Source organism: Candidatus Zixiibacteriota bacterium (assembly GCA_035574315.1).
Taxonomy (GTDB): domain Bacteria; phylum Desulfobacterota; class Binatia; order UBA9968; family UBA9968; genus DATLYW01.
Window position 1 is genome coordinate 51,668 of sequence record DATLYW010000026.1, and the last position, 13,156, is coordinate 64,823.

12 protein-coding genes are annotated in these 13,156 nt (G+C 65.4%); 3 read left to right on the forward strand and 9 right to left on the reverse strand.

All coding sequences use genetic code 11. The features are described from left to right. Positions 1-29 precede the first annotated feature (29 nt). The 3 genes from VNN77_08175 to VNN77_08185 all read left to right on the forward strand — a co-directional run bounded on the left by VNN77_08175 (position 30) and on the right by VNN77_08185 (position 3,215). The gene (locus VNN77_08175) at positions 30-1,190 is read left to right on the forward strand and encodes a hypothetical protein (protein HXG51363.1); all 1,161 of its coding nucleotides are present in this window, start codon (positions 30-32) and stop codon (positions 1,188-1,190) included. Positions 1,191-1,349: 159 nt separating this feature from the next. Then, positions 1,350-1,850 (forward strand): permease, encoded by a 501-nt coding sequence (locus tag VNN77_08180; protein ID HXG51364.1) that lies wholly within the window; start codon positions 1,350-1,352, stop codon positions 1,848-1,850. A 33-nt stretch (positions 1,851-1,883) separates the two neighbouring features. Beyond that, the gene (locus VNN77_08185) at positions 1,884-3,215 is read left to right on the forward strand and encodes an alkaline phosphatase D family protein (protein HXG51365.1); all 1,332 of its coding nucleotides are present in this window, start codon (positions 1,884-1,886) and stop codon (positions 3,213-3,215) included. 13 nt (positions 3,216-3,228) lie between these two features. Here the strand turns inward: VNN77_08185 and VNN77_08190 are convergent, their stop codons facing one another. The 9 genes from VNN77_08190 to VNN77_08230 all read right to left on the reverse strand — a co-directional run bounded on the left by VNN77_08190 (position 3,229) and on the right by VNN77_08230 (position 12,907). After that, on the reverse strand, positions 3,229-4,224 hold the full coding sequence (locus VNN77_08190) for a D-2-hydroxyacid dehydrogenase family protein (protein ID HXG51366.1): 996 nt from the start codon (positions 4,222-4,224) through the stop codon (positions 3,229-3,231). Between the two features lies 1 nt (position 4,225). Then, a complete protein-coding gene (locus tag VNN77_08195) occupies positions 4,226-4,612 on the reverse strand; it encodes a RidA family protein (GenBank protein ID HXG51367.1) in 387 nt (128 codons plus the stop codon). 28 nt (positions 4,613-4,640) lie between these two features. Then, complete coding sequence (locus tag VNN77_08200; protein HXG51368.1) at positions 4,641-5,654, reverse strand: ABC transporter substrate-binding protein; 1,014 nt, start codon at positions 5,652-5,654, stop codon at positions 4,641-4,643. Positions 5,655-5,931: 277 nt separating this feature from the next. Continuing rightward, positions 5,932-6,945, reverse strand: coding sequence for an ABC transporter substrate-binding protein (locus VNN77_08205; GenBank protein ID HXG51369.1), 1,014 nt, complete (start codon positions 6,943-6,945; stop codon positions 5,932-5,934). 42 nt (positions 6,946-6,987) lie between these two features. Then, the gene (locus VNN77_08210) at positions 6,988-7,788 is read right to left on the reverse strand and encodes an ABC transporter ATP-binding protein (protein ID HXG51370.1); all 801 of its coding nucleotides are present in this window, start codon (positions 7,786-7,788) and stop codon (positions 6,988-6,990) included. 2 nt (positions 7,789-7,790) lie between these two features. After that, positions 7,791-8,612 (reverse strand): ABC transporter permease, encoded by an 822-nt coding sequence (locus tag VNN77_08215; protein HXG51371.1) that lies wholly within the window; start codon positions 8,610-8,612, stop codon positions 7,791-7,793. Next, positions 8,594-9,421 carry an ABC transporter permease gene (locus VNN77_08220; GenBank protein HXG51372.1) on the reverse strand — a complete coding sequence of 276 codons (828 nt, stop codon included), beginning with the start codon at positions 9,419-9,421 and terminating at the stop codon, positions 8,594-8,596. The genes VNN77_08215 and VNN77_08220 overlap by 19 nt, the downstream gene beginning before the upstream one ends. A 16-nt stretch (positions 9,422-9,437) precedes the next feature. Continuing rightward, a complete protein-coding gene (locus tag VNN77_08225; GenBank protein ID HXG51373.1) occupies positions 9,438-11,987 on the reverse strand; it encodes a hypothetical protein in 2,550 nt (849 codons plus the stop codon). Then, positions 11,984-12,907, reverse strand: a complete 924-nt coding sequence (locus tag VNN77_08230) for a hypothetical protein (GenBank protein HXG51374.1) — start codon at positions 12,905-12,907, stop codon at positions 11,984-11,986. The genes VNN77_08225 and VNN77_08230 overlap by 4 nt, the downstream gene beginning before the upstream one ends. Positions 12,908-13,156 lie beyond the last annotated feature (249 nt).

Here is a 13,156-nt window from a genome sequence, read left to right on the forward strand (position 1 = left end):
CGCGCTGCGCGCCTCGCGGAGGAAGGTCGTTGGCGAAGAAGAAAAGGCAGCCCGAGGAGCTGCGCCTGGGGTTGACGCGTCTCGCCGAGAGCGGGGTCGAGATCGATTCCCCGTCACCGGCGCTCGTCGGCCCCTTGAAGGAGCTGTTCGGGAAGGACAGGGAGACGGATTTCGCGGTGGCGTTCGCGCTGGGCAAGATCGCCGACCCCGCAGCCGTCGAAGCGCTGCTCGAGCTCGAAGGAGCGACGCCGGACAAGGAGGTCAGGAAAGAGATCCGCCGGTCGCTTTTCAGGTTGGGGCAGAGGGGGATTGCGATTCCCGAGCGCGCCGAAGGCGCGGCGGGCCCGCCGCGGACCGCCCCGGCGGTCGAAGTCGAAGCCTACATGTCCCCGGTCGACAGCGGCGGCGGGCGGCTTTTCTGGATCGCGCGGCCGCATGCCGGCTACGGGCTCCAGCTCCTGCAGGCGGCGGTGAGCGACCGCGAGGGGCTCGTGCGCGTCGGCGGCGCGCGGATGCGGCGCAAGGAGCTGCGCGCCATGATGGAGGAGATCCAGCGGCGGCACGGCGCGGCGATGGTCGCCGTGCCGTGGGAGTACGCCGACGGGGAAATTCTCGACGCCTACGAAAAAGCCCGCGCGGCGGGACGCAGCGGCCTCGAACGTTTCCCGGAGCTGCGCGCGATGGTCGTTCCGGGCGAGCGGAGGACGACCGAGCACCCTGCGTACGCCCGCTTTCGTGGCGAGGAGATCCGGGCGGGCGCGTGGCGCGAGCAATCGCGCCGGCTGCTCGATGAACCGGAATTCCGTGTCTGGATCCTGGATGCCGATTGGATCGAGCCGTTCCTGCCCCGCCTGCACGAGGCCCAAACCAGCCCGCTGATCCTCAACCCGGCGCAGAAGGAAGAGCGGCTTGCGGCGATCGTCCGCGAGGCGGTCAAGGCGGTCTGCGCCCCCGGCCGGGGCGAGGTCCTAGCGCGGCGCATGGAAGACATGGCCTACTATCTCGATGCCACCGGCCGGACGACGGCGGGAAAGCTCGCTTTGGCCGTGGCGCTTCAGGTGAGGGAAGGCGATCCCGGTCCGCTCGACGTCTCCTTTCTGACGGGCCTCGTCCAGAAGAGCTTCGCTTTTTATCTTTCCGAGGAGCGCAAAAAGAGCCGCGAAGAACCGTCCCTGATCGTGAAACCCTGAAGCGCCGGCGAGGGGGAGGCATCGGCGGACATGGGGTGCGGGCCCGACCGTTGTTGCAAAAGCGGGCCGCTCTGTTTACAGTTTTCGGCTACATCTCGGCTGGTCGGGCTTTTTTCGATGCCACAGCGGGCCAAACTGCGGATCATACTCAGGAGGTCTATGGACGCGTCTACCCTGGTCATGCTGGCGGCGGCGCTGATCGCGCTCGTTGTCGTTTACTGGAAATCGCCCGCGGCCGCCGGCGCGGGGCTCAACGCGACCGGGGCGTTGATTCTGGAGATCATTCCCCGCATGGTCGCGGCTTTCACGCTCGCCGGCCTGATTCAGGCGGTGGTTCCCCAGGAAGTGATCGTGCGGTGGATGGGCAAAGGATCGGGAGCGCGCGGCTTGCTCATCGGCATGACGCTCGGCAGCGTGACTCCCGGAGGCCCGATGACCCACTTCCCGATCGTCGCCTCGCTGTTCAAGGTCGGCGTCGGGGTGGGGCCTCTGGTCGCTTATCTGACCGCGTGGTCGCTCTTCGGGCTGCAGCGTATCATCATGTGGGAAATTCCGTTTCTCGGCCCGAAGGTGGTCGCGGTCCGGGTCGCGGTCAGCGCCGTGTTCCCGTTCCTGGCGGGCTGGGCCAGCGAGATCCTGTGGAATCGTTTCCATCCATGAAGCGGCGGTTAGGAGGCGCGCTTTCGGCGGCAGATGGCGGGTGATGCTCGGACGACGGGCGGCGGCCCGAGAGCGGTTCTCGGCCGGCGCGAATTTCTCGCCGCGGCCGCCAAGACGGCCGCGGCGCTCCCTTTCTGGTTTTCCGGCGGCGGGTGCGCCTCTCTGAAAGGCGGAGAGCCCGACCCGGATACAGGGCTCTGTTTCCGTTGCCTCGCCGGCGACGTCACGTCGAACAGCGCGATCGTCTGGCTCCGGGCCGAGCCCGGGAGCCGGGTGTCGGTCCGCTACGCTCCCGGGCCGGCGCCGGAGCGTTTCGAGGAAACGGCGCCGAGGGCGGTCGCCCGGGACTGCGACGACACCGCCAAGATCAAGCTCGAAGGGCTCGCGCCGGGAACCACGTACTATTACCGCGCGCGGGTCGCCGGGAAACGGCCCGGCCCCGTGGGCCGCTTTCGTACGGCGCCCGCTCCGGACGATCTCGCTCCGGTGCGGTTCTGCTTCAGCGGCGACAGCCGGGAGAGCTACCAGCCCTTCGCGATCATGGATGCGATCCGCGAGACATCGCCGGACTTCTTTCTCTACCTGGGAGACACGATTTACGCCGACATCGGCGCGGTCGCCAGCACCTTGCAAGAGTTCTGGGCCAAGTATCGCAACAACAGGCAGGACGCTCCCAGCCAGAGGCTTTTCCGCGAGGTCGCCACCTACGTCATCTGGGACGATCACGAGGTTGCCAACGATTGCGACCCGAGCCATCCGCTGATGCCGGTCGGGAGGAAGGCGTTCATCGATTACTGGCCGATCGAACCGGATCCCCTCGATCCCCACAGGCTTTACCGGTCGTTTCGCTGGGGAAAGGCCCTCGAGCTTTTCATACTCGACGTGCGCCAGTACCGCGACCGCTCGCGACGCACCATTCTGGGAGAGGCGCAGAAACGATGGCTGTTAAAGGGCCTCGAGGCGTCGACCGCGCTGTTCAAGTTCGTCGCCACCTCGGTGCCGTTCTACGGCGGGGGAAGAGACCGGTGGGACGGCTTTCCGGAAGAGCGAAACGAGCTTTTGCGGTGGATCGCGGGCCGGAAAATCCAGGGAGTGTTTTTCCTGGCGGCCGACCTTCACTACGCGGCCGTGAGCCGGATCCCCGGCGCGCCGCGCGCCGTCAAGCAGATCATCGCGGGACCGATCGCCTCGCCGATCAATGTCCTCGCCACCGGGCTGGGCCGCCGCTTCGAGTTCTTCTCCAACGCCACCTTCAACTACGCGACGGTGACGGTGGACCCCAAAATCCGCCCGCCGCAGGCGACGGTCGAGTTCTTCGACGAGGAGCGCCGGAGCCTTTACCGGACCGCGCTCACAATCGCCTGACCGCTCTCGAGCTTCAGCGGGAGGCTGCGGGCCCCCGGGCCTTGCGGAAAGAGAGCGCTTGCGGATTGATGAGCCTCTCGAGCGGCCTTCCTTCCATGTAGTCGAGGATGTTCTTGACCGAGTTTTCCGCGAACCCGGCGAAGCCCGAGTCCGTCGGCCATCCCAGGTGAGGCGTCAGGACGACGTTGTCGAGCCTCAACAGCGGGCTCTCCCGCGGCAGCGGCTCCTCGACGAACACGTCCAGCGCCGCGCCCGCGATCGCCCGTTCCTCGAGCAGCCGGACCAGCGCGGCCTCGTCGACGATCGCCCCCCGTGCCGTGTTCACCAGGTACGCGGTCGGCTTCATCAACCGAAGGCGGCGCTCGTCCAGGAGGCCTTTGCTTCGCTCGGAGAGCGCGAGGTGGATGGACACAACGTCGGCGCTGCGCAGCACGTCGTCCAGGGGCATATAGGTCGCTTGCGAGCGCGCGGCGCGCTCCGGGGTCAGGGTGGGCCCCCATGCGACAACGTTCATACCGAAGGCGCGCGCGATCGCCGCGACCTCGGTGCCGATCTTGCCGAGACCCAGGATGCCGAGCGTTTTCCCGCGCAGGACGTATCCCAGCACGAGCGGCCATTCGCCGCGGCGCATCGCCCGGTCGCTCTGCGGAATGCGGCGCATCAACGCGATCATGAGACCGAAGGCGAGCTCGGTCGTGCTGTTGCCGCCGGGCGCCAGCGCCACCAAGATTCCCGCCCGCGACGCGGCGTCGAGGTCGATATGATAGGCGTGATTGCCGGTCTGCGAGATGAGCTCGACGTCCCGCAGCGCCGCCAGAAGCGACGCGGGAAAACGGGTTCGCTCGCGGATCGGGATGATCGCCTGCGAGCCCTCGAGCGCCGCGGCGAGCGCGGCCTCGCCTTCGATTCTTTCCGTGAGGATCCGGACCTCGGCTTTCTCGCGCAGCCGACGGATCGCTTCGGTGCGCTCGAAGGCTCGCTGGTAATCGTCGAGCACCGTAACTCTCATGTCACAGAACGGCGATGCCCGAAATCTCGATCAGGTAGTCCTCGTGGGCGAGACCGCTGACGATGAGCAGAGTGCTCGTCGGCGGATCCTTCCGGTACTGCTCCAGCCGTACGCGGTTGTAACCCTCGCGGTACTTGCGATCGGTGAGGTACGTCGTGGTCATGACCAGGTCGTCGAGAGTTCCCCCGGCTCGCTCGAGCACCGCCGCGAGGTTCTTGAACACCTGACGGGTCTGGGCCTCGATGTCGCCCTTCCCGACGACTTTCCCGTTCTCGTCGATGGCGGTCTGGCCGGCGATGAACAGGAGCCTGCCCCCTTCGGCCAGAATGCCGTGGCTGTAGCGAGGGCGGGGATCGGGCAGGTTTCGGGGCTGAACGATAGTTTTCATGAGCGCCTCCCTCCGTCGGCGATTTCGGCTACTTCGCCGGATATCGTTTGGCCATGTCCGTGAAAAAGCCTTCGTGCTCCAGCTCCTGGAGGAAGCTCAGGTCGACGAACTGCTCGGGGCGCGCCTTGCGGGCCTGCGGGATCGTCGGAGCGAGCATGTCGAGCATGAACTGGATGCCTTTCAGCGTCGGATAGGGCTTCTTGGGGATCATCTTGACGTAGCCCTGATAGGAGTCCTCCAGCACCTCGGGGCTGTTCGTGCGCATGTACTTCGCGAAGACCCGCTGGGCTTCCTTCTTGTTGGCGTAGATGAAATAGATCGCCTCGACGAATCCCTTCAGGGCCGATTTGACCGTGTCGCGATTGGCTTTGATGTAATCGCGCGAGGTGGCGAAGCCGTTGCCCTGCACCTCGACGTCCAGATCGGCGATGTTCAACAGCTCGTTGAAGCCGGCCTTCCGGGCGACCGGGGCCGCCGAAGAGCTGAAGAACGTCGCGTCGATCTTCCCCGCGGAAAGGGCGGCGAGACGCTCGGCGTCCGGGCCGCTCGGCAGGAGGTGAAGCTCCTTGGGGTCCATCCGGAGGTGCTTCACGAGGATCGTCGACGCGTAATGGGTGGCCGAGCCGAAGCCGCTCACCCCGAAGTTCTTTCCCCTGAGCTGTTCCAGCCTCGTGATCGAAGGCCGGGCGAAAACGATCTGATCGTAGCGATTCTCCACGGCCGCGACCAGCACCAGATTGTAGCCCTGGAGGCCCGCCTGGACTACCGTTCCGATGTTGACGATCGGCGGATCTCCGGCCACCAGCGCCTGCGTGGCCGTCTGGCCGCCGCGCAGGAAGATAGGCTCGACTTCCAGTCCGTACTTGGCGAAAAGCCCCATCTCCTTCGCGACCCATACGTTGCTCTGCCGGAAGCTCAGGGACGGATAGCCGATGCGGATTTTCTTCAGCGCCTGGGCTCCGGCCGGGGCGTGAGCCAGGATGGCGACAAGGGCGCCGCTGAGCAGCGCGCCGCCGAGACGTGCAGTTGACCGATACCTCATCTCAATTCACCTCTCCACGTTGTGGTTTATGACTCGGTTCATGTTCATGTGAACGTCGCACAAGGGTTGCCCGGACCGAGACGGCCGATCCGCGGTGGCTCGAGCATGCAGAGATCGCATCATGGGGATCCGCGGCCGAGACTCTCCGCGTCGCCGCGCCTCGATCGTTCACGGGTTCAACGGTGGGCTGTAAAAAACAGGAACCGGGAACCGGACACTGCCGTTGCGCGGAGCCCCCGGCCGACCCTCGATGCGTGTCTGCCCGGCAATGCGCTCCTCAGTGTTTGAAACCCGCGAGCTTCTGAGCCTCCTCGATCAGCGAGTTGTCGACGAACTCGGTGTACGAAGGAACCTTCTTGCCCTTGTAAAGTCCTTCCTTGACCCGCAGCTCGATGGTTTTTTCCATCGCGATCTTGTTGACCGCGCCGCCGCGGGGGAAGGGCTGGAACTCCTCGACGAGATACCTGTAGTCCTGCTCGGCGATGTCGCGCTGGCTCTTGAGCACCTTCATGTGAATGGCGATCGCCTCTTCCTTGTTCTTGCGGTCGTAGAGCCATTCGGTGGCCTCGATGATCGACCGCAGGTACTGGACGACGTCGTTGCGGTTGGACTTGATGTAGTTCATGTGCGCGAAGTCGACCGTGAACTGGATCGGGCCGAGAATCTCGTGGAAAGTGATGAGCTTGGTAAAGCCTTCCTTGATCGCGCGAAAGTTGAACGGCGGGCCCATGAACGTCGCCTGGACGGAGCCGCCCTTGATCGCGGCGTAGCGGTCGGGAGAAGTGCCGACCACGAGGTACTTGTAATCGGACGGCTTGAGCTTGTAGGCTTTTTCCAGCACCTCCTCGATCATGTTGGTCGTGCCGCCCGTCAGCGTGCTCACGCCGATGGTTTTGCCCTTCAAGTCGGCGCCGCTCTTGATCTCGGGACGGGCGATCACGTCGTACGGAATCTTCTCCATGTTGCCGCTGAGAATCCTCACCCGGGCTCCCTTTTCGATGCCGCCGATGACGTAGTCCGGGTTGATTCGGCCGATCGGAATGGTTTCGCTCAGGACGGCGCGCGTCGTGTTGGTCGCCCCTCGGATGACGATCACCTCGAGCTCGATCCCGTTCTTCTCGAGGATCTTCCTCTGTTGGGCGACGTAGATCGGCCAGCTCGAGGCGGTATGCCCGCTCTGGACGAAGCGCACCTTGGAGAGCTTGCCGCCCGCCGCCGCGGAAACATCGCCTGCGGCGGCCAGGGCGGTAGCGGCGAGTAGAGCGAGGGCTCGGCAAACCACGGATCGCATGAAAACCTCCTTCGTGGGATTCGGCCGCGCCGTCCGGCGGGCCTAGAGCTTCCCGAATTCTCCCGTAGATTTCACTTCCTCTTCGATCTGTTTCCAGACGACGTTTTCCAGCTCCACGAAACGAGGGTCCGACTTGACCTCCATGCTTCGCGGCCGGGTGATCGGAACCTGGAACTCCGAGCGGATCGTCCCCGGGCGATGGCTGAAGACCACGACCCGGTCGGAGAGCAGGATCGCCTCGGAAATCATGTGGGTGACGAAGATGACCGTTTTCCTGGTTTCGCGCCAGATCCGCAGCAGCTCGAGCTGCATGAAGCTGCGCGTCTGCGCGTCGAGGGCGGCGAAGGGCTCGTCCATGAGCAGGATCCGCGGATTCACGGCCAGCGCCCGGGCAAGGTTGACCCGCTGCTGCATCCCGCCGGAAAGCTCGTGCGGGTAATGGCCTTCGAAGCCGGCCAGGCCTACGAGCTCCAGATACCGCCGGGCGTGGCGTTCCGCCTCCCTGGCATCGTGGTTCCGCCCCTCGAGGCCGAGCAGGACGTTTTTCAGGCTGGTCCGCCAGGGCAGGAGGGAGGCGCCCTGGAAGACGAAGCCCATCACGAGCTGGTTTTCCACCTCCTTGGCGGGCTTGCCGTCGACGAAGATCTGCCCGCTGCTGTGGGGCAGGAGGCCGTTGATCACGCGCAAAAGCGTCGTCTTGCCGCAGCCGCTGGGGCCGACGATGCTCACGAACTCGCCGTCGCGCACGGTGAGATTGATGTCGCGGAAGATGACGAAGGGGTCGCGCCCGGGTCGCGGGACTTCCTTGGTCAGGTTTCGCAGTTCGAGGACGGGAGCAGCCATGGTCAGCCCTGCGGCAGGCTCCTGCGCCACGGAGTCGCGTAGTTCTCTATTTGCCGGACGACTTCGAAGCCGAGGATCCCCAGCACCGCGAATACCGCCACGCCGACGAAGAGAATCGGGACATTGAGCGTCTGCCCGGCGAAGAAGATCAGGTAGCCCAGGCCCTCGGTGGCTCCGAACCATTCGGCGATGGCGACCCCGGTCAGGCCCCGCCCGATCGCCAGGCGGATACCGGCGAGAAGAAAGGGAACGGAAGCGGGCAGGAGTATCTTCAAGAACAGGGCCCGGCTGCCGAGGCGAAAGGAGCGTGCCAGCTCGACGAACTCGCGGTTGACCACGCGCATCCCGTAGTACGAATTGATCAGGATCGGGAAGACGCAGCCGAGGAAGACGATCGCCACCTTCGAGGCACCGCCGACGCCGAACCACAGCAAGAGAACCGGCGCGAAAGCGATGCGCGGCGACGTGTAGAGCACCATGACCCAGGGATTGACGTAATCACGGATGGTGGTGTTGAGCGCCATCACGAATCCCGTGGGGACGCCGACGAGCACCGCGAGAAGAAAGCCGTAGAGGAAAATCCACGAGCTGGCGAACAGGTGCGGATAGAGCTCGCCGGTCACGGCCGACATGTCGTAGGCGGTTTCGACGACGACGAGCGGCGAGACCAGCAGGGCCGAGTCGCCCACCACGCGGGTTGCGAGCAGGTGCCAGAGGAGAAGACCGGCAACCACGGAGACCGCGCGCAGGAGCTTTCGGGGCGATCGGTTTTCGCGCTCGTTCATGGCGGGGGACACGGGCGACTTCAGGACTCGGAGACCCATTCGGCGGTCTGTCGCCACGGAGCCATTTTCACTTCGAGCCGTTTGATCAGGTGAAAGCTCGCCAGGCCGATCGCCGCCAGCAGAACGACCGTGAGAAAAAGCTTGGGACTGTCCCAGGTTTCCGAAGAATCGCGAAGCAGGTACCCCAGCCCCGCGTTGGAAGCCATCAGCTCGGCGACGATCACTCCGAGAAGGGCCCGCCCCACGCCCAACCGCATTCCCGTGATGATGAACGGCAGGGCGCCGGGCAGGCGGATCTTGCAGGTCGTTTCCCACGAGCTCAGGCGCAGCGACTTCGCCAGCTCCAGCCAGACCGGATCGAGCGACTTGATGCCGGCGGCCGTGTTGAGGATGATCGCCACCGCGGTGATCTTGAAGACCACGATCACCTTCGAGACCATTCCCACTCCGAACCAGATGATGATCAGCGGGACGATCGTGACGACGGGGATCGAGTAGAGCGTTGCAATCCACGGGTCCATGATCTCGTCGAACCAGCGGTACATCCCCATGAGGTACCCGATTGCGATCCCGATCAGGCAGGCGGTCGTGAAGCCGTAGGCGAATTCGAGGAACGTCGCCGCGAAATGTCGGGTCAGCTCCCCGGTCCCGGCGAGCTGCCAGAACGAGAGCGCGACGCTGCTCGGAGGCGGAATCAAGAGCTCGTTTTCCAGCAACGCCCGGGCGAGGGCCTCCCAGATCGCCAGCCCGCCGACGATCGACAGCCAGCCGCGAGTCGCCTCCTTGCCCGGCCGCCAGCGGGCGAGGTCGAAATAACGAGGGCGGGAGAGGGAGATCGTGCTCTGCAAGGGCGTACTCCGTCGCTTATCGGTAGAGCTCGGCGTCCTCGTTGCGATCGTCCTGGGTGTGGATCCTCGGATAGATCGAAACACCGCCCGGCCTTCCCTGGATCATGAAGTCGACGGGCACGAATCCCTGGAGCAGTGGCAGCGGCAGCTGAACCCCCGCAAAGGGGCTGCGGGAATCGCTGCCGATGGCGATCTGGTTGCCCCACAGACCCGCAGGCAGCCCGCCGCTCAACGTGAAGCGGCTCGCCGAGACGCTTCCCTGGATCGGCGGCAGCTTGTACTTGCTTTCGGGGTTGCGCTCGTTTTCGCTCAGCAGCTCGTGGTCCAGAACCTTGGGGTAAGCCGGAAGCGTGCCGTCTGCTCGCCGGACGAAGGAAAACGTCGTGTCCTCGTTCTCCTCCGGCCGCTCGCGTCGAACCCCGGTGGTCCCCCTGCGCACAGACGAGGGCAGGTTCTGGATACCGCCTTCGGTGCCGGGAGCCCGCCGGTTGGCGTCCGCGAGCGCCACTTGCTGGTTCTTCTCGCGCAGCGTCGCGAAGAGGCGCTCCACCGTCTGCCGGCCCACCGGGTAGCTCTGGCTCCGCACGCCCCAGGGAGTCTGATAATAGACCAGGAGCTCCTGCTCGTTCAGCAGGTTCACGCCCCGGTCGGCGATCTCCATATTCGCCGGATTGCCGTCGAGCAGGGACGCCTTGAGCCCCAGGCCGCGCGGACCGTAGATTTCCGGATTCTCGAGCAGAAACTGCTTGCTCATGCGCAGCCCCTGGCGGTTATCCCGCGCCATCTCCGCGAGCTTCCTGGTCGCCTCCGCGGCGGCCGCGCTGTTCGGGTAAGCGTCGATGACCGCGGCGAGGTAGTACTCGCGGGCGTCGCGGCTCCTGGCCCTGGCGGCGACGTCGAGCAGCGCGCGCGCGGCTTTCTGCTTGACGGCGTCGAGCTTTTCCCTGGGGCTGCCCGCCAGCTCGTGGAAATAGAGGGCCTTGTCGTAAGCGCCCCGTTCCTCGTAGGCCTCCGCCAGAACCCGATAGACATCGGCCGAGCTCTCGGACTCCGGATGGCTGCGGACGAAGGCGACCCCCGCGTCGATCACCGGCTGCGACGAGACGGGGTTGTCGCCCAGCACGCGGGCGAGATTGGTTCCCATCATGAAGGCGTTGACGGCGCCGAGCGCGACTCCCGCCGCGGGACCGGCGGCGGCGAAAGCGCCCGCGGCGTAGAGGAGGTTTTTCTTGAGGAGGTCGTCGCCCAGGAGGACGTACTTCACCGACTCCGCGCGCCGCTCGCTACGTGCATCGTGGAAGGCCGCGAGGAGATTGTACTCGGAGCTTCCGAGAAGGGCGGCGGCGCGCTCGCGCGCCCGCGGGTCGTGGGCCGAGCGGGAAAGCTCCTCGAGGATCTTCTTCGCCGTATCGTGCCTCCCGCGCATTTCCAGGGCTACGGCTTCGGCGTCCAGGGCGGCGTCGCCGAGGGCGCTGCCGCGATGCTTCTTCTCCAGCGCCACCGCTTCGCGCTCGAGCTGGAGCGGGTCGCGCAGGCTGAGCGCGGTCAGCAGCCGCCGCGCATCCGTTTCCTGTGCCGGCGAAAGATCCCGTTCGGGAGCCGCCGCAAGCCCTTTCTCGGCCGCCGCCCTGCGGGAAGACCTGAGCTCGGTCGCCCTGTGCACCGCGCGCCGGGCCGGCCCGGACTCGGGGTCGATGAAGGAAGCGATCTCGAAATGGAAGAGAGCCCGGTCGAGGTCTCCCTTGGCGAGCGCCTCGTCTCCCCTGGCGAGCTGTTTTTGCACCAGGAGGCTCTTCTTCTTGATCTCGATCCCCGCCGCCTGCTCGAGGATTTCCGGATTGCGCGGGTCGTCGGGATAGCGCTTGAGGTGATCGAGATGGCGCGCCAGCGCGCGACGCTCCTCGACCGACATCTCCCGGTTACTGATCGCGTAAATCTGGCTGATGAGCGTCTCGGCGGCCGCTCCCGCGTAGTTCCCGGAAGCCACCCCCACCAGGTCGATGGAGCTGATCAGGCGGTTGAGGATCCCTCCCCACTGGTTGGTCGAGCTCTGGCGCACGAGATCGTCGGCTCGTGTGAGATCGTCGCGGTTGAGGATCGCTTCGAGGTATCTCTTCCGTTCCGGCGAGCGGGCGCTTTTCAGCGCCTGCTTCTGGGCGGCCAGGAACGCTTCCCGGTCGGCAATCGTGTTGTTCACCAGGTCGAGCGCGTGCTCCGCCAGCCCCGTGACCGAGCCCTGCTCCCGTTGGAGCCGGGCGTCTTCTTTCTCGAGAAACCGGAGATGCTCCTGGAGCGATTCCGTGCGGTTGGTGAGCGCATCGATCATCAGCTCGCGGGCGCGCCGGTCGACCTCGTCGGGAAAATAGCGCGGAGCGGCCGCGGCGGGAGCTTCGAAGGGATCGAAGTCCGGCAGCGGGTTGAGGATCTTTTCCAGGACGATCTCGCGTTCCTGCGGCCGGGCGAGCCGGGGTACGAGAACCAGAACCGCCGCGATCAAACCGAGGAGCACCCGCCTCGCCGACAGACGCCGGAGCAGCCCGGGACCACCGCGCGCCGGCATCCTCATCGGTTGAGCCTCGTTATTTTCTCGATCAGCCCCCGCATCGATTCGATCCTGCCCTGGGCCTCTATTTTTTCCAGGATTCCGTCCACCTGGACCACTTCCGTATAGAGTTTTAATGCGGATTTTGCAAACTGATCGAAGGCCTTGAAGTCGAACTCCAGGCCCTCCGGATCGTACTGGGCGACGTACTCTTTTGCAAGCCGCGCGTAGAAGTCGCCGAAGTCGATCAGGAACCGGTAGATGTTCTTGCTCTGGCGGTGCTTGGTCACGAGCTGGCTGTAGCCCAGAATGACCAGCTGGTTGCCTTCCTTCAGGCGGTAGCGGTTGGCCTCCACGAACGCGATCTTGGCCCGGTCGACCCGCTCTTCCTCCACGCGGGCGAGGAACTCGTAGGGCGTTCCGCGGTAGCGGGCGATCAGCTCGTTCCAGGCGGCGACCTTCTCGTCGAGCGCCTTCATGTACTGGAACGGATCTTCCGCGGAAACCGGCTTGTCGCGGACGCGCTGGAAGGCGTCGAGCGCCTCGAGGTTTCTGGCCGCTTCGCGGCCGAGCCGGCCGTCGGTCTCCGCCACTTTCCGATACCAGACGGCGGCCTGGTCGTAGTCGCGCAGCCGCTCGAAGGCCAGAGCCCGGTTGAATTGAACGATGTCGATGAACCTGCCCGGATTTTTCTTTTCGTAGTCGTCCAGCCTGACGAGCGTCGCCTTGAAGATGTTCATCCCGGTGACGTCCTTGGGAATCGGGAAGCGGTAGATGTCCTCGCGCGCAAGGCGCTGGAAATCTTTGATGATGTCGAGCAGATCGCCTGCCGGGACGTATCGGGGCTCCGGTGTGACCGTGCGCCCGGAGCAACCGGAGAGAAGAACTCCGGAGAGCAGAAAAGCCAGCGGGACGGCGAGCAAGCGTGGCGAGATCGTTTTCAAGGAATGGCTCTTCTCCGCGCGGTCGCCGGCGCGCGAGCGTTGCCCGGCGCGACCGCGCGCGCGGCTCTGAAGTCCGAAGCGTGCGGACCGGTCCGTCACCATTCCGCGTTCACCGACCGTCCCTCAAAGATACCGTATGATCCGCCCGATGAAAACAGACCCGGCGGTTCAGAGACCGCCGCGGGGCACCCGGAGCCCGATACGAACGACTCGCGGCGCGCTGACAAGGCGCGCGCGGTGCGCTATCAT